Origin of the sequence: Burkholderia sp. S-53 (genome assembly GCF_025560745.1) — a bacterium.
Classification (GTDB): Bacteria; Pseudomonadota; Gammaproteobacteria; order Burkholderiales; family Burkholderiaceae; genus Burkholderia; species Burkholderia pyrrocinia.
The window spans coordinates 667,443-692,597 of sequence record NZ_CP090484.1 but is presented as its reverse complement, the minus strand read 5'-3'; the positions used below and the strand labels follow the sequence as shown (position 1 = coordinate 692,597).

20 protein-coding genes and 1 pseudogene are annotated in these 25,155 nt (G+C 67.0%); 12 read left to right on the top strand and 9 right to left on the bottom strand.

Features of this window, described 5'->3' with window-relative positions; all coding sequences use genetic code 11:
- Window positions 1-2: 2 nt before the first annotated feature.
- The 4 genes from LXM88_RS25295 to LXM88_RS25280 form a co-directional block, all read right to left on the bottom strand.
- Window positions 3-1,142 carry a patatin-like phospholipase family protein gene (locus tag LXM88_RS25295; protein WP_262545264.1) on the bottom strand — a complete coding sequence of 380 codons (1,140 nt, stop codon included), beginning with the start codon at window positions 1,140-1,142 and terminating at the stop codon, window positions 3-5.
- 120 nt (window positions 1,143-1,262) lie between these two features.
- The gene (locus tag LXM88_RS25290) at window positions 1,263-1,724 is read right to left on the bottom strand and encodes a cupin domain-containing protein (protein ID WP_262545262.1); all 462 of its coding nucleotides are present in this window, start codon (window positions 1,722-1,724) and stop codon (window positions 1,263-1,265) included.
- Window positions 1,725-1,818: 94 nt separating this feature from the next.
- A complete protein-coding gene (locus tag LXM88_RS25285; RefSeq protein ID WP_262545260.1) occupies window positions 1,819-2,160 on the bottom strand; it encodes a cupredoxin domain-containing protein in 342 nt (113 codons plus the stop codon).
- Between the two features lie 19 nt (window positions 2,161-2,179).
- Window positions 2,180-3,124, bottom strand: coding sequence for a metallophosphoesterase family protein (locus LXM88_RS25280; protein WP_262545259.1), 945 nt, complete (start codon window positions 3,122-3,124; stop codon window positions 2,180-2,182).
- 259 nt (window positions 3,125-3,383) lie between these two features.
- Here LXM88_RS25280 and LXM88_RS25275 point away from each other — a divergent pair, with 259 nt between their 5' ends.
- The 3 genes from LXM88_RS25275 (at window position 3,384) to LXM88_RS25265 (ending at window position 8,167) form a co-directional block, all read left to right on the top strand.
- Window positions 3,384-4,973, top strand: coding sequence for an inorganic phosphate transporter (locus tag LXM88_RS25275; protein WP_262545258.1), 1,590 nt, complete (start codon window positions 3,384-3,386; stop codon window positions 4,971-4,973).
- A gap of 81 nt (window positions 4,974-5,054) precedes the next feature.
- Window positions 5,055-6,809 carry an ABC transporter permease gene (locus tag LXM88_RS25270; protein WP_262545256.1) on the top strand — a complete coding sequence of 585 codons (1,755 nt, stop codon included), beginning with the start codon at window positions 5,055-5,057 and terminating at the stop codon, window positions 6,807-6,809.
- A gap of 11 nt (window positions 6,810-6,820) precedes the next feature.
- Entirely contained in the window at window positions 6,821-8,167 is a 1,347-nt protein-coding gene (locus tag LXM88_RS25265; protein ID WP_096473919.1) for an ABC transporter ATP-binding protein, read from the top strand.
- A 27-nt stretch (window positions 8,168-8,194) separates the two neighbouring features.
- On the opposite strand, the gene LXM88_RS25260 is transcribed toward LXM88_RS25265, so the two are convergent.
- Window positions 8,195-9,073, bottom strand: a complete 879-nt coding sequence (locus LXM88_RS25260) for a MurR/RpiR family transcriptional regulator (protein ID WP_262545252.1) — start codon at window positions 9,071-9,073, stop codon at window positions 8,195-8,197.
- A 359-nt stretch (window positions 9,074-9,432) separates the two neighbouring features.
- Between LXM88_RS25260 and ggt the strand changes: the two genes are divergently transcribed.
- Together ggt and LXM88_RS25250 are read left to right on the top strand one after the other, a co-directional pair.
- Complete coding sequence (gene ggt / locus LXM88_RS25255) at window positions 9,433-11,184, top strand: gamma-glutamyltransferase (protein ID WP_262545250.1); 1,752 nt, start codon at window positions 9,433-9,435, stop codon at window positions 11,182-11,184.
- A 221-nt stretch (window positions 11,185-11,405) separates the two neighbouring features.
- Window positions 11,406-12,734, top strand: coding sequence for a dicarboxylate/amino acid:cation symporter (locus LXM88_RS25250; RefSeq protein WP_262545249.1), 1,329 nt, complete (start codon window positions 11,406-11,408; stop codon window positions 12,732-12,734).
- Window positions 12,735-12,736: 2 nt separating this feature from the next.
- On the opposite strand, the gene LXM88_RS25245 is transcribed toward LXM88_RS25250, so the two are convergent.
- Both LXM88_RS25245 and LXM88_RS25240 read right to left on the bottom strand, forming a co-directional pair.
- Window positions 12,737-13,126, bottom strand: coding sequence for a DUF3331 domain-containing protein (locus tag LXM88_RS25245; protein WP_262545248.1), 390 nt, complete (start codon window positions 13,124-13,126; stop codon window positions 12,737-12,739).
- 44 nt (window positions 13,127-13,170) lie between these two features.
- On the bottom strand, window positions 13,171-14,463 hold the full coding sequence (locus LXM88_RS25240) for an NAD(P)/FAD-dependent oxidoreductase (protein WP_262545247.1): 1,293 nt from the start codon (window positions 14,461-14,463) through the stop codon (window positions 13,171-13,173).
- A gap of 148 nt (window positions 14,464-14,611) precedes the next feature.
- Here LXM88_RS25240 and LXM88_RS25235 point away from each other — a divergent pair, with 148 nt between their 5' ends.
- Entirely contained in the window at window positions 14,612-15,265 is a 654-nt protein-coding gene (locus tag LXM88_RS25235; protein ID WP_262545246.1) for a TetR/AcrR family transcriptional regulator, read from the top strand.
- A gap of 24 nt (window positions 15,266-15,289) precedes the next feature.
- On the opposite strand, the pseudogene LXM88_RS25230 reads toward LXM88_RS25235, so the two are convergent.
- Both LXM88_RS25230 and soxR read right to left on the bottom strand, forming a co-directional pair.
- Window positions 15,290-15,471: pseudogene (locus tag LXM88_RS25230) on the bottom strand (LysR family transcriptional regulator); the annotation flags it as partial.
- Window positions 15,468-15,947, bottom strand: a complete 480-nt coding sequence (gene soxR / locus LXM88_RS25225; protein ID WP_034180419.1) for a redox-sensitive transcriptional activator SoxR — start codon at window positions 15,945-15,947, stop codon at window positions 15,468-15,470. The pseudogene LXM88_RS25230 and the gene soxR, both read right to left, overlap by 4 nt.
- An 80-nt stretch (window positions 15,948-16,027) precedes the next feature.
- On the opposite strand from soxR, the gene LXM88_RS25220 reads away from it, so the two are divergent.
- The 6 genes from LXM88_RS25220 (at window position 16,028) to LXM88_RS25195 (ending at window position 25,150) form a co-directional block, all read left to right on the top strand.
- Complete coding sequence (locus tag LXM88_RS25220; RefSeq protein ID WP_262545245.1) at window positions 16,028-17,248, top strand: efflux RND transporter periplasmic adaptor subunit; 1,221 nt, start codon at window positions 16,028-16,030, stop codon at window positions 17,246-17,248.
- A gap of 13 nt (window positions 17,249-17,261) precedes the next feature.
- Window positions 17,262-20,435 carry an efflux RND transporter permease subunit gene (locus LXM88_RS25215; protein ID WP_262545244.1) on the top strand — a complete coding sequence of 1,058 codons (3,174 nt, stop codon included), beginning with the start codon at window positions 17,262-17,264 and terminating at the stop codon, window positions 20,433-20,435.
- Window positions 20,432-21,955, top strand: a complete 1,524-nt coding sequence (locus LXM88_RS25210) for an efflux transporter outer membrane subunit (protein ID WP_262545243.1) — start codon at window positions 20,432-20,434, stop codon at window positions 21,953-21,955. Before LXM88_RS25215 ends, LXM88_RS25210 begins: the two co-directional genes overlap by 4 nt.
- A gap of 156 nt (window positions 21,956-22,111) precedes the next feature.
- A complete protein-coding gene (locus tag LXM88_RS25205) occupies window positions 22,112-22,567 on the top strand; it encodes a MarR family winged helix-turn-helix transcriptional regulator (RefSeq protein WP_262545241.1) in 456 nt (151 codons plus the stop codon).
- A 214-nt stretch (window positions 22,568-22,781) separates the two neighbouring features.
- Window positions 22,782-23,429 carry a glutathione S-transferase family protein gene (locus LXM88_RS25200; protein WP_262545240.1) on the top strand — a complete coding sequence of 216 codons (648 nt, stop codon included), beginning with the start codon at window positions 22,782-22,784 and terminating at the stop codon, window positions 23,427-23,429.
- Between the two features lie 203 nt (window positions 23,430-23,632).
- The gene (locus tag LXM88_RS25195; RefSeq protein ID WP_262545238.1) at window positions 23,633-25,150 is read left to right on the top strand and encodes a purine-cytosine permease family protein; all 1,518 of its coding nucleotides are present in this window, start codon (window positions 23,633-23,635) and stop codon (window positions 25,148-25,150) included.
- Window positions 25,151-25,155: the final 5 nt, after the last annotated feature.

Here is a 25,155-nt window from a genome sequence, read left to right as displayed (position 1 = left end):
CGTCATGCCGGTTTTTCGGCGACCGGCGGTGCGTCCGGGTCGAATACCGTCAATCCTTCCGTCGGGTCCGTCGGCAGGTCCCACGGACGTGCGGCGATGGCCCGTTTCGCTGCGTCGTAGCCGGCCTGCCGGCGGGCTGCGATGCCGGCCGGCGTGAAATCGATGTCCTTCAGCTGATTGTCGCCGTCGAGTCGCGGTGCCGCGAGCTTGATCAGGTGCATCGTGGTCTCGCATCCCCATGCGGCGAGCCGGCGCACGGCAGGCGACGCGCGGTCGGCTTCCGGCACGTGCCGGGCCAGTTCGCGGATCACGTGGCGCAGCCGGTGGATCTGCTGCTGGCGCGCGATGTGGCTGTCGGTGCGGCTCGCGTACTGGATGTCCTTCTGCCGTTCCGACACCTGCCAGATGCTCTCGGGCTCGGGGCCAGACGGATTCCACATCTGTACCGAGAAGATGATCGAGCTCCGGCGCGGGTTGTCGTCGAGCACGGCCTCGACCGGCGTATTCGAATACACGCCGCCATCCCAGTACGGCTCGCCGTCGATCCGTATCGCCGGGAACGCGGGCGGCAGCGCGCCCGAACTCATGATGTGGTCGATGCCCAGGCGCGTATCGCGCGAATCGAAATAGCGCATCGCGCCCGTGCACGCATTGACCGCGCTGACGGTCAGGCGCGGGTGGCCGGCGTTCAGCAGGTCGTGGTCGATCAGCGACGCGAGCGTGTCGCGCAGCGGCGCGATCCGGTAATACGATGCGCGATCGACGCCGAGACGAACCATCGGCCCGAGCCACGACGCCGGATTGGGCTGGAAGAAGCCCGCGATGCCGCCGCCGATGATCATCAGCTCGGCCAGCGTCTTGTCCCAGCCGGGCAGCAGCGCCGGGACGTCGAAACGGGTCCGTTCGGTCACGCGCTGCCAGAACGCCAGCAGCTTCTCGTAGCGCCGTTCCGGCGGATTCCCGGCGATCAGCGCCGCGTTGATCGCGCCGATCGACGTGCCGACCACCCAGTCGGGCCGGATACCGGCTTCGTCCATCGCCTGGAAGACGCCGAGCTGGTACGCACCGAGTGCGCCGCCGCCCTGGAGCACGAGTACGACTTGCCCGGGGAGGTCCATTCGTGCCGGCTGGCTCGCGGTCATGGCTTGCCTCGCTGCGTGTGACGGTGGGTCGGATCCGAACAGTTCGATTCAGTGTAGGCGATCGGCGGCGGGGGATTGCCTGATGCGCATCGGCAGGCGTGCGCCGCCGGGCGGCCGGCGTCACGCGTCCGGGTACGGCGTGCCGTCCTTGTGCAGGAACCGGCCGTCGCGGCTCGGGCTCATCATGTCGATGTCCGGGCAGGTGATCACGTCGTCCGGCGAGCGCGAGCCGACCTCGAGATAGACGGCGACCGCGTCCGACCGGTTGACGAGATGATGGCCGTTGCCGGAGTTCTTCGGAAACGCCGCGCAGTCGCCTGAACGCAGCACGGTCTCGCCGCCGTCCTCGATCATCACGAGTTCGCCTTCGAGCACGTACACGAATTCGTCTTCGTCGGAATGCCAGTGGCGCTGGCTCGACCAGCCGCCCGGCGGCACGCGCATCAGGTTGACGCCGAAATCGCGCAGCCCGCCGGCGTCGCCGAGCCGCTGGCGGATGCGCTGTGCGCACGGGCCGTCGAACGGCCGCGGATAGCCGCTGCCGCGGCGTTCGGGTACGGCGCTGACGTCGATCCTGGGCATGGGCGGCTCCGTCTGCCACGCGGGCGAATGGGACGGTGGTCATTGTAGGCCGCCGCCGCCCGCTGTTCGCCCGCGCGTTTCGGGGCGGGCCGCGTCATTCGACGGTGATCGTCTCCTTCATGTACGGATGAATCCCGCAGAACACCTTGTAGACGCCCGGCTTGTCGAAGCGGAACGAGTAAGTCTCGTCCTGGTCGAGCGCCTTCGAATGGAAGATGCCGGCGTCGTTGACGATGGTGTGCGGTTCCCCGTCGAGGTTCTTCCAGGTAACCGTCGTGCCGGCCTTGATCGTGGTCGACATCGGCGAAAACATGAAGTTGTGGATCGTGACCAGCGGGCCGTCCGGGCCCTGCGCGAACGCGGCGAGCGGCGTGCCGGCGGCGGCCGCGCACAGGATCAGCGCCGCGATGATTTTTGGTTGCTTGAAGCGGGTCATGTCGGTCTCCTTATGGTTATCAGGCCAGCGTCGCGTCGTGCAGCGCCGACGCGGCCGGGTGGCCGGCGAACTCCACCGTCGTCACGCCGAGCATCTTCGGCAACTGGTCGCGCGGCACCGTGAGCGGCACCGGGCCCGGGCCGTTGCCGGCCGTCGGCTGCGGGAACGCGGTCGAGCGCGCGGTGTGGAAGGTGATGTTGCCCTCGACCTTCGACACGATCTGGTGGATGTGCCCGTTCAGCACGGTGACCGAGCCGAAGCGGCGCAGCAGCGCCATCGTCTGCGGCGCGTCGCCGGTGCCCCAGCCCCACGGTTCGTAGATGGTCCACATCGGCATGTGCGAGAACACGACGATCGGCGTGCTCGACGAGCGGCCCTTCAGATCCTGCTCGAGCCATGCAAGCTGGTCGTCGCCGAAGCTGCCGAGCCCGTTCGGCTTGAAATGCATCACGTTGACGAGGCCGATGAAATGCACGCCCGCGTGATCGAAGCTGTAATAACCGCGGTTGTTCGACGCCTTGCCGAACCGGCTGAAATATTCGGCGCCCGAACCGTCGGTGACGTCGTGCTCGCCGGGCACCGTGTGCAGTTCCGGCACGCGCAGCGCGGACAGCAGTTGTGACGCGTGGTCGAATTCCTCCGGCTTGGACAAGTGCGTGATGTCGCCGGTATGGATGGCCAGCGCGGGCATCGAGGGCATTCCGTTGACGAGGTCGATCGTTTGCCGCAGCGTGGCCGACACGTCGGGATTCGCGTCCTTGTTGAAGCCGATGTGCGTGTCGCTGATCTGCACGAACAGCGGCCGGCCCGCATCGGCCGGCCGCGCGTCGCCGGTCTGCGCGAGCGCGAGGTCGAACGGCGTCAGGATGCCGCCCGACAGTGTAAATAGCGTGCCGAGGCCGCCGAAGGCCATGCACTGCAGCGCCTTGCGGCGCGACGGACGGGTGGGGTTTGATGAAGACATGGGAGCCTCGCAATCGTATGACGAAACGGGACGGCCGGATCGTCCTGGAATAAACCGGCGCCTTCGTGTGCCATACCGGCGCGACGATGGTTTTATTCCCGCGATGTGCGAATTTCGGGCACCGGTGCCGGCGGACCCTTAAGGCGGCCGTGCGGATGCCGAACGATGACTTGTCAATGTCCTGTAATCGATGCGTCACATTTGCGTCATGGCCGCCCGATAGCCTGCGACACCGAGTCACCTCTCCGGAGCCCCCTTCATGCTGAATCTCGCGGCAACGGAAACCAGCGGCGCGGCCAGCCAGCGCACCCGCACCCTCAGCTTCGCGCTGTTTTTTCTGATCATTGCCTGCGGCATCGTCTATATCGCGATTCACCTGAGTGCCGACCTCAGCCCGGTCAGGGAAAGTTCGGTCCTGCCGTTCGTGCTGCTCGTCGTCGCTCTGCTGATCGCGCTCGGCTTCGAATTCGTGAACGGCTTTCACGACACCGCGAACGCGGTTGCGACCGTCATCTACACGCATTCGCTCGACCCGCACCTGGCCGTCGTCTGGTCGGGCCTCTGGAACCTGTTCGGCGTGCTCGTGTCGAGCGGCGCCGTCGCATTCGGCATCGTGCAGTTGCTGCCCGTCGAACTGATCCTGCAGGTCGGCAGCGGCGCCGGCTTCGCGATGGTGTTCGCGCTGCTGATCGCGGCCGTCACGTGGAACCTCGCGACCTGGTATTTCGGGCTGCCGTCGTCGAGTTCGCACACGCTGGTCGGCTCGATCATCGGCGTCGGCCTGATGAACCAGATCGTCAGCGGCCCGTCGGGCACGAGCGGCGTCGACTGGAACCAGGCACTCGGCGTCGGCAAGGCGCTGCTGCTGTCGCCGCTGATCGGCTTCGTGCTGTCCGCGCTCGTGTTGCTGCTGCTGAAGGCGCTGGTGCGCGTGCCGGCGCTGTACCAGGAGCCGAAGGGCAACAAGCCGCCGCCGTTCTGGATCCGCCTGCTGCTGATCCTTACCTGCACGGGCGTGTCGTTCGCGCACGGCTCGAACGACGGGCAGAAGGGCATGGGGCTGATCATGCTGATCCTGATCGGCGTGATGCCGACCGCCTACGCGCTGAACAAGGCTGTCACGCCGGACCAGACGAGCACGTTCGTCGCGGTCGCGCGCCACGCGTCGACGACGCTCGTCAAGTACGCGGACCCGGCCGTGCAGTCCGCCGACCCGCGCGCCGACGTCGAGGCATACGTGCGCACGCACACGCTGGTGCCCGCGACGATTCCCGCGCTGGGCAAGCTTACCGACACGATCGCCGACCAGGTCGCGCAGGCCGGCGGCATTTCGAGCGTGCCGCAGAACCTCGTCGACAACGTGCGCAACAACATGTACGTCGCGTCCGAGGCGATCCGCCTGATGGAGAAGGCGAAGGCGCCGGCGTTCTCGGTCGAGGACGCGAGCGCGCTCGATGCGTTCAAGAAGCAGATGGACCGCGCGACGAAATTCATCCCGACGTGGGTCAAGGTTGCGGTCGCGATTGCGCTCGGCCTCGGCACGATGGTCGGCTGGAAGCGGATCGTCGTGACGGTCGGCGAGAAGATCGGCAAGTCGCATCTCACGTACGGGCAGGGCGCGTCGGCCGAGGCCGTCGCGATGCTGACGATCGGGATGGCCGACGCATACGGGCTGCCGGTATCGACGACGCACGTGCTCGCGTCGGGCGTGGCCGGCACGATGACCGCGAGCGGCGCGGGCCTGCGCTGGGACACGGTGCGCAACCTCGTGCTCGCGTGGGTGCTGACGCTGCCCGCGTCGATCGCGCTGTCGGCCGCCCTGTACTGGGCGCTGCACGGGCTGTTCTGACCGGCGCTGGCGGGTGCGCCGCCCGGCCGCGCGGCACGCGGCCGGTCCCATCGATTTTCAATTCAACACAAGACGCTACCGATGGATATCAGGTTCTTCGATCCGAATCGCACCGCGAACGCCTCGGCGTGGCGCGTGCTCCCCAACCGCTGGGATGCCATCGCGTTTCCGCTGATCATCTGCCTGCTGGCGATGGCGATCGTCGGCTTCCATCAGACGATGGCGCCGATCGGCGTGCTGCAGACGCAGAAGATCACGCTCGATCCGTCGAACCTGCCCGAATACGCGTTGCGTACCACGCTGCGGATGCTCGCGGCGATGGTCGCGTCGCTCGTGTTCACGCTCGTCTACGGCACGCTTGCGGCCAAGAGCCGTCGCGCGGGCATGGTGCTGATCCCGATCCTCGACATCCTGCAGTCGGTGCCGGTGCTCGGCTATATCTCGTTTACGGTCACGTTCTTCCTCGCGCTGTTCCCGGGCCGCGTGCTCGGCGCGGAGCTTGCGGCGATCTTCGCGATCTTCACGAGCCAGGCATGGAACATGACGTTCAGCTTCTACCAGTCGCTGCGCACGGTGCCGCGCGACCTGAGCGAAGTGTCGCGCGGCTTTCACCTGACGCCGTGGCAGCGCTTCTGGAAGCTCGAGGTGCCGTTCTCGATGCCGGGGCTGATCTGGAACATGATGATGTCGATGTCGGGCGGCTGGTTCTTCGTCGTCGCGTCGGAAGCGATCACCGTCGGCAACCAGACCATCACGCTGCCGGGGGTCGGCGCGTATCTCGCGCAAGCCATCTCGGACAAGAACATCGGCGCGATCGGCTGGGTGATCGTCGCGATGTCGGTCGTGATCCTGGCGTATGACCAGTTCCTGTTCCGCCCGCTCGTCGCGTGGGCCGACAAGTTCCGGATGGAGAACACCGCGTCGGGCGATGCACCGCAGTCGTGGCTGCTCGACATGATGCGCCGCACGCACCTGATCCATCAGTTGCTCGTGCCGGCCGGCTGGCTGCTGTCGCAGGCCGCGCGGATTCCGCTGCGCGTGCCGTCGCCGAAGGGCACGCGCTCGCGCGGCGCGTCGGCGCGAGCGTCGTCGCGCATCGGCGACATCGTGTGGGGCGCGTTCGTGATCCTGCTGACGGTGTACGTCGTGTGGCGCGTCGTCAGCTTCGTCGCGACCGGCGTGACGATGGCCGAGGTCGGCCACGTGCTGGTGCTCGGGCTCATCACGCTGCTGCGCGTGCTGGTGCTGATCGCGATCGCATCGGTGATCTGGGTGCCGCTCGGCGTGCTGATCGGGCTGCGCCCCGCGCTGGCCGAGAAGATCCAGCCGCTCGCGCAGTTCCTCGCCGCGTTCCCGGCGAACCTGCTGTTCCCGGTGTTCGTGATCGTGATCGTCCACTTCCACCTGAACGCGGACATCTGGCTGTCGCCGCTGATCGTGCTCGGCACGCAGTGGTACATCCTGTTCAACGTGATCGCCGGTGCGATGTCCTATCCGAACGACTACAAGGAAGCGACGAAGAATTTCCGCATCCGCGGCTGGCAGTGGTGGCGGCAGGCGATCCTGCCCGGCATCTTCCCGTACTACGTGACCGGTGCGATCACCGCGTCGGGCGGCGCGTGGAACGCGAGCATCGTGTCCGAGTTCGTGCAGTGGGGCGACACCAAGGTCGTCGCGCACGGCCTCGGCGCGTACATCGCGCAGATGACCGCCGCCGGCGATTTCCCGAAGATCATCCTGGGCATCGCCGTGATGTCCCTGTTCGTTACCTTGTTCAACCGTCTGCTGTGGCGTCCGATGTACGCCTACGCGGAATCCCGGCTCCGTCTCGATTGAGAGTAAGCGCGATGCAAAATTCGACCGTTATCAACGCCCCTGTCAAGACATCCCAGCCGCTGCAGCCGCCGCGTCTCGGCGAAGAAATCCTGCGCGTCGAGCATGTGAACCGCGGCTTCAACAAGTCGCAGGGCGAGTTGCTCGTGCTCGACGATGCGAACCTGTCGCTGCGCGAAGGCGAGATCGTCGGGCTGCTCGGCCGGTCCGGCTCGGGCAAGTCGACGCTGCTGCGCATCATCGCCGGCCTGATCGAACCGACCGGCGGTGAAGTGACCTACCTCGGCCAGCCGCTGCGCGGCCCGGCCGAAGGCGTCGCGATGGTGTTCCAGACGTTTGCGCTGTTCCCGTGGCTCACCGTGCTGCAGAACGTGGAGGCCGGCCTCGAAGCGCTCGGCGTCGGCGCGCGCGAGCGGCGCGAGCGTGCGCTCGCCGCGATCGACCTGATCGGCCTCGACGGTTTCGAGAACGCGTACCCGCGCGAGCTGTCGGGCGGCATGCGCCAGCGCGTGGGCTTTGCGCGCGCGCTCGTCGTCGATCCGACGATCCTGCTGATGGACGAGCCGTTCTCGGCGCTCGACGTGCTGACGGCCGAGACGCTGCGTACCGACCTGCTCGACCTGTGGACGCAAGGGCGGATGCCGATCAAGTCGGTGCTGATCGTCACGCACAACATCGAGGAAGCCGTGTTCATGTGCGACCGGATCCTCGTGCTGTCGTCGAACCCGGGCCGCGTGATCGCCGAGATCAAGGTGCCGTTCAAGCATCCGCGCAACCGGCTCGACACCGATTTCCGCAAGCTCGTCGACGACATCTACGCGAAGATGACGGCGCGCCAGACCAACGAGGCGACGAAGAAGGGGCTCGAGCTCGGCAGCTGGATGCCGCGCGTGTCGACCAACCTGATGGCCGGCCTGATCGAGACGCTCGCGATGGCGCCGTACCATGGCCGTGCCGACATGCCGGAGATCGCGCGTACGCTGCATCTGGAGGTCGACGAGCTGTTCCCGATCGCAGAAGTGCTGCAGTACCTCGGCTTCGCGGACGTGCGGGAAGGCGACGTGTTCCTGACGCCGCCCGCGCGCGTGTTTGCCGAGTTCGGCACGCAGGAGCGCAAGCTGATGTTCGCGGATCACCTGCTGAAGCACGTGCCGCTGGCTGCGCGGATCAGGAAGGTGCTGAACGAGCGTCCGGGCCATCGCGCACCGCGCGTGCGCTTCGAGCAGGAGCTCGAGGATTTCCTGTCGGACGAAGCGGCCGAGGAAACGCTCGACGCGGTGATCGACTGGGGGCGTTACGGCGAAGTGTTTTCGTACAACGACAAGACCGAGGTGTTCAGTCTCGAGGATGTCGAGAGCTGATGCCCGCACCCGAATGGCGAGCGATCGTCATTCGGGCAAATCGCGCTGGTTGGCGTCCAGTTCGATCCCGCCGGTATTGAGATGCTCGATCTTCTCCATCCGCTGCCGCGCGAGTTCCGGCAACTGGTTCGTCACGCCGATCACCAGCGCTTCGGCGAGCGCCAGCGCCGGCACGTTGGTCTGCAGCATCGCGAACGGGCGCCCCTGGATCCGCAACACGATTTCCGCGAACTTGCCGATCGGCGACATCCATTCGTCGGTGATCAGCAGGATCCGCGTGCCGAGCCGGTGCGCGGCCTGCGCGAAGCGGATGCTGTCCTTCTGGTAGCGGCGAAAGTCGAAGATGACGAGCACGTCGCCGCGCCCCATGTCGGTCAGTGCGACCGACGCGAGATTCACGTTCGGCTCGACGTACTGCACGTGCGGGCGCGCATAGGCGAGCGTGAACGAAAACAGCGACGCGAGCGGCGCCGTGTAGCGCCCGCCGCCGCAGAAGATGCGGACATCCGGATCGGCCAGCAGCGCCACGGCCGAGTCGAACGCGGCCGCGTCGAGCCCTTCGATCGTGGTCGCGAGCGACTCGGACAGCCGCTGGAAAATCGCCGAATGGCTGTCGCGCATGCCCGTTTCCGAGTGGAACGCATCCATTCGCGCGAGCGGCGAATTCATCGCGGTGTCGATCTCGTCGTACAGCGCCTGCTGGAACGACGAGTAATTCGGAAAGCCGATCCGGACGACAAAGCGGAACACGGTCGGATCGCTGACTTCAGCCTGCTTGGCGACGCTCGCGATCGGCCCGAGGCCGAGGCTCGGATAGCGATCCAGCAACGCATGCGCAACCTTCTGTTCCGACGGCGTGAAGCTATCCATCTGGGATAACAGCAACGCCCTGATGCTCGTCCCCATCGGGCACTCCAGCTCTCTTATCTGAATGACAAACGGCAGACGTGCGTCTGCCGGGACTCCACGCATGTTAGCCGATCGACGTGCGACGGGCCGCGGATGGTCCGAAATTAGAGGGACGCATCACTCGGGCAAGTGTCCGCCCGTTAATGTAATGAAACGAACATTTCTCGGGAAGAGTGCTCGCATGCGTTTGCTTCTGGTTCAGTAATAACCCTAGGTTTTGGCATAAAAAAGCGAGTGCTATGATCGCGACCTCGCCGGAATGTACTGTTTATTACATACCGGATTGGCAGCGTTGACCCGCGATGACGCGGCGGCGCATCTCGGCATGGCCCGGTTATTTGTCTGGAGGATTCCGCATGAGGCGGCTCGTCGTACTCACCCTGTTGTCGGCATTGAGCGTGTGCGCGTTCGCCGCTTCGGACCCCGCGGTTGAAGCGAAAAACGGCATGGTCGTGTCGTCGCAGCACTTCGCGTCGCAGATCGGCGTCGACATCCTGAAGGAAGGCGGCAACGCAGTGGACGCGGCGGTGGCGGTCGGTTATGCGCAGGCGGTGACCAATCCGTGCTGCGGCAACATCGGCGGCGGCGGCTTCATGACCGTGCACCTGGCCGACGGCCGCGACCGTTTCATCAATTTTCGCGAGACCGCGCCGGCCGCGGCGACGGCGAACATGTATCTCGACGCGTCGGGCAACGTGCGCGCGGGCGAAAGCCTGTACGGCTATCGCGCCGTCGGCGTGCCGGGCACGGTTGCCGGCCTCGATCTCGCGCAGCGTAAATACGGGAAGCTGACGCGCAAGCAGGTGATGGCGCCGGCGATCCGGCTCGCACGCGACGGCTTCGTGCTGACGCGCGGCGATACGGACATCCTCGACACGACGATCGAACGCTTCAAGAAGGATCCGGACGCGGCGCGCATTTTCCTGCGGCCCGACGGTACGCCGCTGCAGCCGGGCGACCGCCTGGTGCAGAAGGACCTGGCCCGCACGCTCGAGCGGATCGCGGAGCAGGGGCCCGACGCGTTTTATCACGGCGAGATTCCGAAGATCGTCGAGGCGGCGTCGAAGCAGGCGGGTGGCTTGATCACGGCGGCCGATTTCGCGTCCTACCGCGCGCAGGACATGGCGCCGCTGACGTGCACGTATCGCGGCTACGAGTTCGTGTCGGCGCCGCCGCCGAGCTCCGGCGGCGTGACGATGTGCGAGACGCTGAACATCCTCGAAGGGTATGACCTGCGCAAGCTGGGCTATCACTCCGCGGCGTCGGTCCACTACATGACCGAAGCGATGCGGCACGCTTACGAGGATCGCAACACGCTGCTCGGCGACCCGAACTTCATCGACAACCCGATCGCGAAGCTGACGAGCAAGGAATACGCGGCGCAGATCCGCAAGAGCATCCATGCCGATACGGCGACGCCGTCGGTCGACGTGCAGCCCGGCGTCGGCATCCACGAGAAGCCGGAAACCACGCATTACTCGATCATCGACCATGACGGCAACGCAGTGTCGACGACCTATACGGTCAACGGCCGCTTCGGCGCCGTGGTCATCGCGCCGGGCACGGGCTTCTTCCTGAACGACGAGATGGACGATTTCACCACGAAGGTCGGCGCGCAGAACCTGTTCGGCCTCGTGCAGGGCACGCGCAACTCGATCGCGCCGGGCAAGCGCCCGCTGTCGTCGATGGCGCCGACCATCGTGAAGAAGGACGGCAAGGTGTTCATGGTGGTCGGTTCGCCGGGCGGCTCGCGCATCATCACGATCACGCTGCAGACCGTGCTGAACGTGATCGACTACGGGATGACGCCGCAGGATGCGGTCACCGCGCCGCGCATCCACCACCAGTGGCTGCCCGACGAGGTCTACTACGAAACCTACGGCCTGTCGCCCGACACGCTCGCGATCCTGCGCAACATGGGCTACAAGATGGTCGAGCAGACGCCGTGGGGTGCAGCCGAACTGATCATGGTCGGCCTGCCGGGTACCGAAGCGGCGAGCCGCCAGAGTTCCGGGAACGACTCGTCCGTGTCCGGCAGCGTGCGTGTCGGCTTCATCTACGGCTACAACGATCCGCGCCGTCCGGCCGGATCGGCGATCGGCTACTGACCCGATCGCATCATGCTGAACCGCTGCCGCCCGCGTTCGCGCTTCCGCGAAGGCCATGACGGCGGCAGCGTGTCCGTTCGCGGACATCCGCAAGTCCGAGCGGCGCCGGTGCCTGTGCGTGGCACACCGCGCACGACCGGCTTGCCACGCGCGCGCCCTGGTACTGCACCGGACGCGCGCCTTTCATCCGTCAACCCCTTCACCGTGCGACGAATCCTGTTATGAACAAACGAATGTCTGCGGCAGGCTGGATCCTGCTCGCGATGGCGGCCGGCATCTTCATCGGCTACATGATCTTCACGCAGCTTCCGGACAAGCAGTCGGCCGCGGAAATCGCCGGCTACATCTCGCTCGTGTCCGATGTGTTCCTGCGGCTGATCAAGATGGTGATCGGCCCGCTGGTGTTCTCGACGCTCGTCGTCGGCATTGCGCACATGGGCGATGCGTCGTCCGTCGGGCGCGTGTTCGTGAAGGCGCTCGGCTGGTTCGTCACCGCGTCGCTGGTCTCGCTGCTGCTCGGGCTGCTGATGGCGAACCTGCTGCGGCCCGGCGAGAACCTCGGCCTGCCGCTGCCGGACATCGGCGCGTCCGCACATCTCGCGACGGCCAAGTTCACGCTGAAGGATTTCGTCGGCCACATGGTGCCGAAGTCGTTCGCCGAGGCGATGGCGAACAACGAGATCCTGCAGATCGTCGTGTTCTCGATGTTCTTCGGCGTTGCGCTGTCGGCGCTCGGCGAGCGCGGCAAGATCCTCGTCGCCGCGATCGACCAGCTGGCGCACGTGATGCTCAAGATCACCGGCTACGTGATGAAGCTCGCGCCGCTCGCGGTGATGGCCGCGATGGCGTCGACCGTCGCGATCAACGGGCTGTCGATCCTGCTGAAGTTCGCGGTGTTCATGGGCGACTTCTATGTGAGCCTCGTGCTGCTGTGGGGCACGCTCGTCGCTGCCGGGCTGCTGTTCCTCGGGCGCCGCGTGTTCAAGTTGCTGGTGCTGATCAAGGAGGCGTTCATGCTGTCGTTCGCGACCGCGAGCTCCGAGGCCGCGTATCCGAAGATCCTCGACGCGCTTGACCGTTTCGGCGTGCGGCGCAAGATCTCGAGCTTCGTGATGCCGATGGGCTATTCGTTCAACCTCGACGGCTCGATGATGTACTGCACGTTCGCGTCGCTGTTCATCGCGCAGGCGTACAACATCCACCTGTCGCTCGGCACGCAGGTCACGATGCTGCTGATCCTGATGCTGACGTCGAAGGGGATGGCCGGCGTGCCGCGTGCATCGCTCGTCGTGATCGCGGCGACGCTGCACCAGTTCAACATCCCGGAAGCCGGGCTGCTGCTGATTCTCGGCGTCGACACGTTCCTCGACATGGGCCGCTCGGCCACGAACGCGGTGGGCAACTCGATCGCCAGCGCGGTGGTCGCGAAGTGGGAAGGCGAGCTGATGTCGGAAGCCGAGGCGGACGCGCATGCCGCGCATCTCGATGCCGAACTGGAACGGCAGAACAACGATCCGGCGTATGGCGCCGGTCAGGCAACGTCGACCTGACGTCAGGCGGCCAGCGCGTCGTCGATGCACGCCGCCAGCACCATCGCGGCGGCGTTGCCCGGCGTCGAGCCGAGCAATTGCGGCGCATAGACGCTGTCGCCGATCCCGATCGGCCGCCCCGACAGTGCGCAGACGCCGCGCTTGCGCGTCGTGAACAGCCGCCACTTCTGGTAGCCGTAGTGCCCGGTGCATGCGTCGCACCACGAAATCATCACGGTGTCGGCCGTGGGCCGCTCGAGCACGCTGATGGTCGGCTTGCTCGTCGCGTCCCACGACGGCAGCCGGTCGCGCGTGACGCTGCGCTGCCGCGGCACGCCCCATGATACGGACGGCATGTCGAAGCTGCCGATCGCGGCGACGGTCATGAGCCAGCGCGCTGCACTGTTGTTCATGTTGGATTTCCTCGAAACGTTACGCGACACCGCGACCAGCGGCATCACGACAGGCGGATGCGCGGCTGCACGCAGCCGTTGATCCGTTCGGCGATCCATAGCAGCGTCGCCTTGGAGAAACCGTGCAGCGCCTGCTGGTGCCGCCGGTACAGCATCAGGTGGCTGAACTGCGCGAAGCGCCCCTGAATGAAGCCGCCGCGGAAGAACCCGAACTGCCCGAGCGTGCCGAACGCGTCGTAGTCGCTGATCGACACGAGTGCGCCGAAATCGTGGAACGCGAACGGCGGAATCGGCTTGCCATCGAGCCACGCGGGCAGGTGCTTCGCGAGATGCTCGGCCTGCTGCGTCGCGACCTGCGCGGTCGGCGGCAGCGGCCGTTCGTGGCCGTCGGGCAGCAGGCTCGCGCAATCGCCGATCGCGAACACATGCTCGTCGCCCGTGGCCTGCAGCGTCGGCCCGACGACGATCTGGTTCGCGCGGTTCGTGTCGAGCCCGCCCAGCGCCTGCATGAAATCGGGCGCCTTCACGCCGGCCGCCCAGACCATCAGGTCTGCTTCGGCGTACGAACCGTCGCCGTAGTGGAAGCCGTTCGCGTCGGCCGACGTGACGCGCGTCGACGTCAGCACGTTAAAACCGATCTGTTCGAGCCGACGCTGCGCCGACGCGGAAATCCGCGGCGGAAACGCAGCGAGGATGCGCGGGCCGCTTTCGAGCAGCGTGAGCTGCAGCCGCTCGCGCACCGTCGCGTCGCCATAGGCCTGCGCCACTTCCAGCAAGCGGCTCAGTTCCGCCGCGAGTTCCACGCCCGTCGCGCCCGCGCCGACGATCGCGACGCGAAACGGCTCGTCGCGCGCGATGCTGCGGAACACGCGCATCCGCAACGCTTCGTTGAAGGTTTCGGCCTGCTGCTGGCTGTCGATGAAATAGCAGTGCTCGCGTACGCCCGGCACGCCGAAGTCGTTGGCCTGGCTGCCGAGCGCGACGATCAGCACGTCGTAGTCGAGTTCGCGGGCCTCGATCACCACGTCGCCTTCCTGCGAGCGGATCTCGCCGAGCTGCACGCGCCGGCGCGCACGATCGAGCCCCTTCAGTTCGCCGGGCTGGTACGTGTAGCCGTGGTCGCGTGCATGGGCGAGGAAGATCACCTGTTGCTGCTGGACGTCGCGCGTGCCGGCCGCGATCGTGTGCAGCATCGGCTTCCAGATGTGGGTGGGACTGCGGTCGACGACGGTGACTTGCGCCCGCCCGGAGCGGCCGAGGCGCTCGCCCAGGCGGGTCGCGAGCTGCAGCCCGGCGATCCCGCCACCGACGATGACGATGCGTGTAGGGGTTGTCATGGATAAATCATCACGTGATGAATAAGGTATGATCCTAGCGCTTCCCGGCTTCGCGTGTCAACGGAGCGGGGCAGGCAATCCGGTTCCGGCGACGTGAAACCGGGGCCCGAACAAGGGCATTCGAACCATTCAAGGGGAGCAGGAAAACGTGGCTGAAGTCACTGAGCGCGCGCCGTCGAAGCGGCGTACGCGCGGGCGGCCGCTGGCGGGTGCGTCCGTCGGTCCGGACGTGATATTGCGGGCCGCGCGCCGCACGTTCGCGAAGCGCGGCTACGACGCGACCAGCGTGCGCGAAGTCGCGCGCGAGCTGGGCGTCGACGCGGCGCTGATCGCCCATCATTTCGGGACGAAGGAAACGTTGTGGCTGGCCGTCGTCGAGCAGATCGTCGATCTCGCCGAGCCGATGTTCGACGCGCTGCGTGCGTTGCGCACGTCGTCATTGCCGCATCGCGACCGCGTGCGGCGTGCACTCGAGCTGTGCGTCGATCATGAGTTCGACGAGCCCGACATGGGCATGTTCTTCTCGACCGCGGCGACCGAAGTGGGCGGGCGGCTCGACCGGCTGCAGGAGCGGATCGTGCGGCCGTATCACGACGTGATGTTCCCGCTGCTGTCGGACGCCGCGCAGGCCGGCGCGATTCGCGCGGTCGATCCGAACGTGCTGTTCTTCATGATCGCGAGCGCGATCGGCACGACGGTGTCGTACAGCCACATGATGCTGGAGTTCACGTCGCTGCCGACGCAGCGGGACGCGTTCCGGCAGGCCGTGCTCGACGTCGCGTTCAATCTCATCGGCGACTGAGCGCCGCGCGCGCGATGCGCGCGGTCACGTCGCGGCAACCAGCCCCGGCTCGCTCACCGCATCGCGCGCGGTTTTGCGCAACGCGTCGACGAGCGGCGACGGCGTCCGGTACGCGATCGCCGGCTCGTACGCGAGCGGGCTGCCCGCATCCTTCAGTTCGCGGACACGATGCCTGGCGGCTGCATCGGCACGAACGGGCGCGTCATTCGACGTCCGTCGGCGGCTTGTCGCCGAGCCAGCGCCGCGCGCCGGGCCCGTTGCGGCCCGCGCGGTCTTCCGGGTTGGTCAGCTTGCAGCGCTTCAACGACAGGCAACCGCAGCCGATGCACTCGTCGAGGTTGATGTAGAGCCGCTGCAGTTCCTCGATCCGGCTCGCGACGCGCTGCTTCCAGCCGCGCGACAGCCGCTGCCAGTCCTTGTTGCTGGGTGCGGTATCTTCAGGAAGGCTGACGAGCTGCTCGGCGATCTCGTCGAGCGAATAGCCGATCTTCTGCGCGAACACGATGAACGCGATCAGCCGCAGCACCGCGCGCGAATAGTGGCGATGGCTCGAACCGTTCCGGTGCGACTTGATGAGCCCGCGCGTCTCGTAGAACCGCAGCGTCGACGCCGGCACGCCGCTGCGCGCGGCCACTTCGCGGATCGACATCAACGGCCATTTCGGTTCTTCCGGGGTACCCATGACGTTCTCCGGGAAAAGCTTGACTTGAAGTTAACTTCAACTTTTATGCTACGCGGCAGTTTAACCCGTCGCGAGGCATCATGTTCCCCTTATCCCTACGCAGGACGTCGCCTTTCGGCGCCGCTTGCGCACTGCTGCTGGCGTTGTCGGGCTGTCACGACGGCAAAGGCGCAGCGTCAGCCTATCCCCTTCCCGAAGTCGGCGTCGCAACCGTCGCGCCGCGCACGGTTCGCCTCGCCGACGAATTCAACGGACGCGTCGAAGCGGTCGATGCGGTCGAATTGCGGCCGCGCGTGAGCGGCTATCTGCAGCGCGTCGCGTACAAGGAGGGCGACCTCGTCGCGCAGGGCACGCTGCTGTTCGAGATCGACCCGCGCCCGTACCGGATCGCGCTCGACCGCGCGAACGCGCAGCAGCAGCGGGCCCGCGCGGCCGCGAGCCTCGCGAACGTGCAGCTCAAGCGCGTGCAGACGCTGAGCGATGCGCATGCGACGTCGCAGGAAGAACTCGACAACGCGCGCGCCACCGCCGAGCAGGCTCGCGCGGACCTGCAGGCGGCCGACGCGGCCGTCGCCGATGCAAAGCTCAACCTCGGCTTCACCGAAGTGCGCGCGCCGATCGCGGGCCGCGTCGGCCGCGCGGTCGCGACCGCCGGCAACCTCGCGCGCGCGGACGACACGCTGCTGACGACCGTCGTGTCGCAGGATCCCGTGTACGTGTACTTCGACTGCGACGAGCAGAGCTACCTGCGCTACAACGCGCGGCGTGCCGATCCGAAGCATCGCGCGATCGGCGCCGATCCGGTGCGCGTGGGCCTCGCGAACGAAACGGGTTTCCCGCACGCGGGCACCGTCGACTTCCTCGACAACCGGCTCGACCCGCAAACCGGCACGATCCGCGCGCGCGTGCGGCTGACGAACGCGGACCACACGTTCACGCCGGGGCTGTATGCGCGCGTGCAGCTCGTCAGCGGCCGCGACCAGGATTCGCTGCTCGTCGACGACAAGGCCGTGCTGACCGACCAGGACCGCAAGTACGTGTACGTGATCGGTCCTGGCGACAAGGCGCTGCGGCGCGACGTGACGATCGGCCGCGAGCTCGAGGGCGAGCGGATCGTCGAGAAGGGGCTGCAGGCGGGCGATCGCGTGGTCGTCGACGGCGTGCAGCGGATCTACTATCCGGGCGCGCAGGTGAAGCCGAAGGCGCTGCCCGTGCGCGCCGACGCCGGTGCCGGCAATGGCAGCGGTTCGGGCGGCGGCGCGCAGGCCGTGGCCGACGCCGGCGCGCCGGCCGCGCAATGACGGGAGACATGTGATGGATTTCTCCCGATTCTTCATCGACCGGCCGATCTTCGCGGTCGTGCTGTCGATCGTCATCTTCGCGATCGGCCTGATCTCGATTCCGATGCTGCCCGCCGGCGAATACCCGGAAGTCGTGCCGCCGAGCGTCGTCGTGCGTGCGACGTACCCGGGCGCGAACCCGAAGGAAATCGCCGAATCGGTGGCCGAACCGCTGGAAGAGGCGATCAACGGCGTCGAAGGCATCATGTACATGAAGTCGGTCGCCGGGTCGGACGGCAGCCTGCAGGTCGTCGTCACGTTCCTGCAGGGCGTCGATCCCGACACGGCCGCCGTGCGCGTGCAGAACCGCGTGAGCCAGGCGCTGTCGCGCCTGCCCGACGAGGTGCGCCAGTACGGCGTGACGACGCAGAAGCAGTCGCCGACGCCGCTGATGTACGTGAGTCTCTACTCGCCGGACAACAGCCGCGATTCGCTGTATCTGCGCAACTACCTGACGCTGCACGTGAAGGACGAGCTGTCGCGGCTCACCGGCATCGGCGACGTCGGCGTGTACGGCTCGGGCGACTACGCGATGCGGCTGTGGCTCGACCCCAACCGGCTCGCGTCGCGCGGGCTGACCGCGAGCGACGTGATTGCGGCCGTGCGCGAGCAGAACGTGCAGGTGTCGGCCGGCCAGCTCGGCGCGGAGCCGTCGCCGAAGGCGCACGACTTCCTCGTGTCGATCAACGTGCGCGGCCGCCTGCGCACGGTGCAGGAGTTCAGCGACATCGTGCTGCGCAACGGCGGCGACGGCCAGGTCGTGAAGCTGTCCGACGTCGCGCGCATCGAGCTCGGCGCGGGCGACTACACGCTGCGCTCGTATTTCAACGACAAGCATTCGGCCGTGGTCGGCATCTTCCTGTCGCCGGGCGCGAACGCGCTCGACGTCGCGAAGGCCGTGTATGCGAAGCTCGACGAACTGTCGAAGCGCTTCCCGCCCGGCGTCGCCTATCGGCCCGTGTGGGACCCGACCGTGTTCGTGCGCGAATCGATCCGCGCGGTGCAGCACACGCTGATCGAGGCCGTCGTATTGGTCGTGCTCGTCGTGATCCTGTTCCTGCAGACCTGGCGCGCGTCGATCATTCCGCTCGTCGCGGTGCCGGTATCGGTGGTCGGCACGTTCGCGTTTCTCCATCTGCTCGGCTATTCGATCAATACGCTGACGCTGTTCGGGCTCGTGCTCGCGATCGGGATCGTCGTCGACGATGCGATCGTCGTCGTCGAGAACGTCGAGCGCAACATCGCGCAGGGGCTGAGCCCGCGCGATGCCGCGCACCAGGCGATGCGCGAGGTGTCGGGGCCGATCGTCGCGATCGCACTGGTGCTGTGCGCGGTGTTCGTGCCGATGGCGTTCATGTCGGGCGTCACCGGCCAGTTCTACCGGCAGTTCGCGGTGACGATCGCGATCTCGACGGTGATCTCCGCGATCAACTCGCTGACGCTGTCGCCCGCGCTCGCCGCGAAGCTGCTGCGCCCGCACGGCGCGCCGAAGGATGCGCTCACGCGCGCGCTCGACCGTGCATTCGGCTGGCTGTTCCATCCGTTCAATCGCTTCTTCGAGCGCAGTTCCGACCGCTATCACGGCGTCGTCGCGCGCACGCTGAAACGGCGCGGCGCGGTGTTCGCGGTCTACGCGGCGCTGCTCGCGGCCACCGCGCTGCTGTTCAACGCGGTGCCCGGCGGCTTCATTCCCGTGCAGGACAAGCTGTACCTGTTCGCGGGCGCGAAGCTGCCGGAAGGCGCGTCGCTCTCGCGCACCAGCGCGGTGACCGAGCAGATGACGAAGATCGCGCTCGGCACCGACGGTGTCGAGATGGTGCCGGCGTTTGCGGGGCTGAATGCGCTGCAGGGCGTGAACACGCCGAACATCACGAACTCGTACGTGATCCTGAAGCCGTTCGATCAGCGTCATCGCAGTGCCGAGCAGATCAACGCGGACCTGAACGCGCGCTTCGCGGCCATCGGCGGCGGCATCACCTATGCGCTGATGCCGCCGCCGATCCAGGGCCTCGGCAACGGCTCCGGCTATTCGCTGTACCTGGAGGATCGCGGCGGGCTCGGCTACGGCGCATTGCAGAACGCGCTCACCGCGTTCCAGGCGGCGGTTGCGAAGACGCCGGGGATGAGCTACCCGGTCAGCTCGTACCAGGCAAACATCCCGCAGCTCGAGGTGAAGGTCGACCGGCTGAAGGCGAAGGCGCAGGGCGTCGCGCTGACCGACCTGTTCAACACGCTGCAGGTCTATCTCGGCTCGATGTACGTGAACGACTTCAACGTGTTCGGCCGCGTGTATCGCGTGATGGCGCAGGCCGATGCCGGTCACCGGCAGACGGCCGCCGACATCGCGAACCTGCGCACGCGCAACGCGAAGGGCGAGATGGTGCCGATCGGTTCGATGGTGACGGTGGGGCCCGCGTACGGGCCCGACCCGGTCGTCCGCTACAACGGCTATCCGGCCGCCGACCTGATCGGCGACGCCGATCCGAAGGTGATGTCGTCGTCGCAGGCGATCGCGAAGCTCCAGCAGATCGCGAAGGAGGTGCTGCCGCCCGGCATCACGCTCGAATGGACTGACCTCAGCTACCAGCAGGTCACGCAGAGCAACGCGGCGATCGTCGTGTTCCCGCTCGCGGTGATGCTCGTGTTCCTCGTGCTCGCCTCGCTGTACGAGAGCTGGACGCTGCCGCTCGCGGTGATCCTGATCGTGCCCGTGTGCATGTGTGCGGCGCTGTTCGGCGTGTGGCTGTCGGGCGGCGACAACAACGTGTTCGTGCAGGTCGGTCTCGTCGTGCTGATGGGGCTCGCGTGCAAGAACGCGATCCTGATCGTCGAGTTCGCGCGCGAGCTCGAAATCCAGGGCAAGGGCGTGATCGAGGCGGCGCTTGAAGCATGCAAGCTGCGGCTGCGCCCGATCGTGATGACGTCAGTTGCGTTCATCGCCGGTTCGGTGCCGCTCTTGATCGGCAGCGGCGCGGGCAGCGAAGTGCGCGCGGCCACCGGCGTCACCGTGTTCGCGGGGATGCTGGGCGTCACGCTGTTCGGGCTGTTCCTGACGCCCGTGTTCTATGTGGCGATCCGCAAGCTCGCGGGCGGCACGCCGGCCGTCTGGAGCGAACAGCACGGCACCCTTGAAGGAGAAAACCGATGAGCGCCGCTTTCCGTCTTTCCGCGCTCGCGATGTCGGTGACGCTGGCTGCGTGCGCGGTCGGCCCCGATTTCAAACGACCCGATACGGCTACGGCCGCGCGGTTCGCGCGCGACGTGCAGCCGGCGACGCAGCGCGATGCGTCGCCGCCCAATACGCTGTCCGATACGTCGCTCGACGCGTCGGCCGATGCCGATGCCGCGTTCTGGCGCGGCTTCGGCGATCCGGCGCTGACGCGGCTGATCGACACGGCGCTCGCGGCGAATCAGGACCTGCAGGTCGCGGTGTCGCGCTACGACGCGTCGAATGCGCTGCTGTCGCAGGCGACGTTCGACCGTTATCCGACCATCACCGCGAGCGGCCAGATCGGTCATCAACTGATGAGCAAGGACCAGGCGTTCGGCGCGCCGCGCAGCCAGCGCGATACGCCGATATCCAGCGTCGGGATCAATGCGGCGTGGGAACTCGACCTGTTCGGCCGTGTGCGCCGCTCGATCGAGTCGCAGCGCGCGGAAACGGCTGCGAGCGCGGCGGACGTACGCGCGGTGCGTGTCGCGATCGCCGGCGAGGTCGCGAGCACGTACGTCGATCTGCGCGGCTCGCAGGAGCGGTTGAGGATCGCGCGCGATAACGCCGACAACCAGAAGCAGACGCTCGCGCTGATCAATGCGCGCGTCGGCGCGGGGCGCGGCTCCGAGCTCGATGCGGCGCGTGCGCGGGCGCAGTACGAATCGACGACGTCGCGGATTGCGGTGTACGAAGCCGCGATCGGCGTCGACGAGCACCGGCTCGCGGTGCTGACCGGGCAGACGCCGGATGCGCTGATCGGCCGATTCGATCTGCCGAAGGCCGGCGCTTCTGCGGGCACGCCCGTACCGCTGCCGGCGCTTGCCGCCGATATCGATCCCGGCACGCCGGGCGACCTGCTGCGCCGGCGGCCCGATGTCGCGGCCGCCGAGGCGCGGCTGCACGCGGCGACCGCGCGGGTTGGCGTCGCGACGGCCGACCTGTTTCCGCGCTTCACGCTGTCGGGGTTGCTCGGCAGCGCGACGAGCAGCTACGGGTTCTTTCGCGCGGGCAGCGACACGAACCTGATCGCGCTCGGCATCGACTGGTCGTTCCTCGACGTCGGCCGCGTGCGTGCGCGCATCGCCGCGAGCGATGCGGAAGCGGCCGGCCAGCTCGCGCAGTATCGGCAGACCGTGCTCGGTGCGCTGGAGGAAACGGAGAACGCGCTGCTGCGTGTCGCACGCACGCGTGACGAGACAACGCACCTCGTGCGTGCGGCGGACGACAGCGCGCGCGCTGCGCAGCTTGCGCAGACGCGCTTCGCGGCTGGTGCGATCGACTACTACGAAGTGCTCGACGCGCAACGGACGCTGCTGCAGGCGCAGGATGCGGCGGCCGATGCGCGGACGCGCAGCGCGGCATCGACGGTCGCGCTGTACAAGGCGCTCGCGGGCGGCTGGCCGTCGGGAACGGCGCAGCGCACGCAAGGCCCGCTCGCGCAGTCGGGGCAGTAGCGCGGGCCGGGTGGCGCGACGCGATGCCCATCGACGAATGCGCGGATAGTCCCGCCGATGGGCAAGGGTGCGATTGCAGTTGCCGCGAAAGGGGAGGGAACCGTATCGCGGTAAGATTTGATTGCAACTGCAATCAAACGAAAGGAACGACCTGACATGAGCGCACCCGAACCCGATCTGTGGTTCTCGTTCGTCCGCGCGCACCGGACGATGATTCGCGAGATCGAGCGGCGCCTCGCGGATGCCGGCCTGCCCGCGTATGCGTGGTACGACGCGTTGTGGGGGCTCGAAAGCGGGCCCGACGGCACGCGCCGCATGCACGAACTGGCCGACGTGCTCGCGATCGAGCGCTACAACCTCACGCGGCTCGTCGACCGGCTCGAGCAGGACGGGCTCGTCACGCGCGCCCGTTCGGCCGACGACGGCCGCGCCGCTTATGCAAGCATTACCGACAAGGGGCGGGCCCTGCGCAAGAAGATGTGGAAGGTGTACCAGTCGACGGTCACGGAACTCTTTCTCGGCCAGTTCTCCGGCAAGGAGCGGGCGGCGATGGCCGCTGCGCTCGATCGCGCGACCGCCGCGGCGCGTGAAGCGTCGGCCGACGCGAAGTAGCGGCGGCCGGCTCGCGCGTCGGCCGCGAGCATGCCGATGCATCGCCTGCGCGGCCCAGCCGGCCGGCAGGCGGCCGTAGTCGGCCAGCAGGCGGCTCGCGCAGTCTGCATGTCCCTCCTTCGAGTACTGGCATCTGCCGAAGCCGTCGGTTCCGGCATAGGATTGCAATTGCAACGATTGTAGTTGCAACTATAACCGGATGACAAGGACCGACATGACATCGACGCACTCCCTCACGTTCTATACGGCCGACACGCCGAACGGCCAAAAGATCGCGATCTATCTGGAAGAGGCCGGGCTCGCGCACGAACTCGTGCACGTGAACCTGTCCGCCGGCGAGCAGCGCAGCCCGGCGTTTCTCGCGATCAACCCGAACGGCAAGATTCCGGCCATCGTCGACCACGACACCGGGCTCGCCGTGTTCGAATCCGGCGCGATCCTCGGCTATCTCGCCGCGAAGACGGGCTGTCTGCATCCCGAAACGCTGGCCGAACGCACGGCGGTCCAGCAATGGCTGCACTTCCAGATCGGCGGGATCGGGCCGATGCTCGGCCAGCTCTGGTGGTTCCTGCATGCATCGAAGACGGTCAATGCGGAAGCGATCGACCGCTATCGGAACGAAGCACGGCGTCTCTATGGGGTCGTGAACGGCCGATTGTCGGAATCGGCGTATCTCGCATCGTCGCGATACTCGATCGCCGACATCGCCGCGTTTCCGTGGCTGCGCTCGGCGGCCGAGCTCGATCTCGACGTTGCCGACTACCCGCACGTCGAGCGCTGGCTCGCCGACATCGCCGCTCGGCCGGCCGTTCAGCGAGGCCTGGCCGCATGCCGCGCGCCGGCCGCAGCGCCGGCGCACTGACGATGCATCGCCCGCGCCGCACGGGCGGCGCGGGAGCCGGCTGCTCGCCCGCCGGGAAACATTGTTCGCCTTCGTCGTAAACGTCTCGAATGCGTGATATTTGCGCCGCTCGATCCGGTTTAGAGTGGCCGCGAATCGATGACGATGTGTCGTATGGCCGCAGCCCCGGGTCGTACAGGCGCACCAGAGGAGCTGGAGACAAAATGGGTGAAGGCAGGATTACGCAGGTCGAGTCGTTCGGTTTCGAGCGCATTCCCGATGCATCGCGCTATGCGCGGCCGATCGATCTGTTCCGGTTGCTGTTCGGCGGCTGCAATACATTTTCCACATCGGTGCTCGGCAGCTTTCCCGTGCTGGTCGGGCTGTCGTTCAAGGCGGGCGTCGCCGCGATCGTGTTCGGCGTGCTCGCCGGCACCTGCATCCTCGCGCCGATGAGCCTGTTCGGCCCGCGCAACGGCACGAGCGACCCCGTGTCGTCCGGCGCGCATTTCGGCATCCATGGCCGGATCGTCGGCTCGTTCCTCGCACTGCTCACGTCGATCGCGTTCTTCTCGCTGGCCGTGTGGAGCTCGGGCGACGCGCTCGTCGGCGGCGCGCACAACATGGTCGGCGTACCGGTCAACGGCTTCACGCTCGGCGCAGCCTACATGGTGTTCGCGGTGCTCGTGCTGATCGTCTGCATCTACGGTTTCCGCTTCATGCTGTGGGTCAACAAGATCGCCGTGTGGGCCGCGAGCGTGCTGTTCGTCGCGGGCCTGTTCGCATTCGCCGGGCTGTTCGACATGAACTACGCCGGTACGCTGCAGCAGGGCAGCGCAGGCTTCTGGGCCGCGTTCGTCGGCGCGGTGCTGGTCGCGCTGAGCAACCCGGTGTCGTTCGCGTCGACGCTCGGCGACTGGGCGCGCTACATCCCGCAGCACACGCCGAAGCATCGCGTGATGGGCGCGGTGTTCGCCGCGCAGATCGCGACCTTCGTGCCGTTCTTCTTCGGCCTCGCGACCGCGACGATCATCGCGTCGAAGGCGCCCGCGTTCATCGCATCGAACGACTACGTCGGCGGGCTGCTCGCGATCTCGCCGCGCTGGTTCCTGCTGCCGATGTGCCTGATCGCGATCATCGGCGGGATGTCGACCGGCACGACCGCGCTGTACGGCACGGGGCTCGACGTATCGAGCATGTTCCCGCGCCTCCTGAACCGCGTGCGTGCGACGCTGCTGATCGGCACGATCGCGATCGCGTTCATCTTCGTCGGCCGCTTCTGGTTCAATCTCGTCGAAAGCGTCGCGACGTTCTCGACGCTGATCGACACGTTCAGTTGCCCGTGGATGGCGATCATGGTGATCGGCTACGTGACGCGCCGCGGCTACTATCTTGCCGACGACCTGCAGGTGTTCAACCGCGGGCTGCGCGGCGGCCACTACTGGTTCACGCATGGCTGGAACGTGCGAGCGATGGGCGCGTGGCTGCCGGCCGCGTTCGTCGGGCTGTCGTTCGTGAACCTGCCGGGCCAGTTCGTCGGGCCGCTCGGCAACCTCGCGGGCGGGCTCGACCTGAGCGTGCCGCTGTCGCTGGCGGTCGGCGGGATACTGTACTTCGTGCTGCTGACGTTGTATCCGGAACCGGACGGCGTGTACGGCCCGCACGGGCGCCGTTTCGTGCGCGGCGGCAAGCGTGCGGCGCGCGGCGTCGGCGCACCGTCGATCCAGCCGAAGGGATACTGAGCGAG

What these genes read in the sequence shown, in the direction of transcription:
- LXM88_RS25295 (WP_262545264.1), bottom strand. Translation starts at nt 1,142, where the DNA reads ATGACCGCGAGCCAGCCGGCACGAATGGACCTCCCCGGGCAAGTCGTA.
- LXM88_RS25290 (WP_262545262.1), bottom strand. Translation starts at nt 1,724, where the DNA reads ATGCCCAGGATCGACGTCAGCGCCGTACCCGAACGCCGCGGCAGCGGC.
- LXM88_RS25285 (WP_262545260.1), bottom strand. Translation starts at nt 2,160, where the DNA reads ATGACCCGCTTCAAGCAACCAAAAATCATCGCGGCGCTGATCCTGTGC.
- LXM88_RS25280 (WP_262545259.1), bottom strand. Translation starts at nt 3,124, where the DNA reads ATGTCTTCATCAAACCCCACCCGTCCGTCGCGCCGCAAGGCGCTGCAG.
- LXM88_RS25275 (WP_262545258.1), top strand. Translation starts at nt 3,384, where the DNA reads ATGCTGAATCTCGCGGCAACGGAAACCAGCGGCGCGGCCAGCCAGCGC.
- LXM88_RS25270 (WP_262545256.1), top strand. Translation starts at nt 5,055, where the DNA reads ATGGATATCAGGTTCTTCGATCCGAATCGCACCGCGAACGCCTCGGCG.
- LXM88_RS25265 (WP_096473919.1), top strand. Translation starts at nt 6,821, where the DNA reads ATGCAAAATTCGACCGTTATCAACGCCCCTGTCAAGACATCCCAGCCG.
- LXM88_RS25260 (WP_262545252.1), bottom strand. Translation starts at nt 9,073, where the DNA reads ATGGGGACGAGCATCAGGGCGTTGCTGTTATCCCAGATGGATAGCTTC.
- ggt (WP_262545250.1), top strand. Translation starts at nt 9,433, where the DNA reads ATGAGGCGGCTCGTCGTACTCACCCTGTTGTCGGCATTGAGCGTGTGC.
- LXM88_RS25250 (WP_262545249.1), top strand. Translation starts at nt 11,406, where the DNA reads ATGAACAAACGAATGTCTGCGGCAGGCTGGATCCTGCTCGCGATGGCG.
- LXM88_RS25245 (WP_262545248.1), bottom strand. Translation starts at nt 13,126, where the DNA reads ATGAACAACAGTGCAGCGCGCTGGCTCATGACCGTCGCCGCGATCGGC.
- LXM88_RS25240 (WP_262545247.1), bottom strand. Translation starts at nt 14,463, where the DNA reads ATGACAACCCCTACACGCATCGTCATCGTCGGTGGCGGGATCGCCGGG.
- soxR (WP_034180419.1), bottom strand. Translation starts at nt 15,947, where the DNA reads ATGGGTACCCCGGAAGAACCGAAATGGCCGTTGATGTCGATCCGCGAA.
- LXM88_RS25220 (WP_262545245.1), top strand. Translation starts at nt 16,028, where the DNA reads ATGTTCCCCTTATCCCTACGCAGGACGTCGCCTTTCGGCGCCGCTTGC.
- LXM88_RS25215 (WP_262545244.1), top strand. Translation starts at nt 17,262, where the DNA reads ATGGATTTCTCCCGATTCTTCATCGACCGGCCGATCTTCGCGGTCGTG.
- LXM88_RS25210 (WP_262545243.1), top strand. Translation starts at nt 20,432, where the DNA reads ATGAGCGCCGCTTTCCGTCTTTCCGCGCTCGCGATGTCGGTGACGCTG.
- LXM88_RS25205 (WP_262545241.1), top strand. Translation starts at nt 22,112, where the DNA reads ATGAGCGCACCCGAACCCGATCTGTGGTTCTCGTTCGTCCGCGCGCAC.
- LXM88_RS25200 (WP_262545240.1), top strand. Translation starts at nt 22,782, where the DNA reads ATGACATCGACGCACTCCCTCACGTTCTATACGGCCGACACGCCGAAC.
- LXM88_RS25195 (WP_262545238.1), top strand. Translation starts at nt 23,633, where the DNA reads ATGGGTGAAGGCAGGATTACGCAGGTCGAGTCGTTCGGTTTCGAGCGC.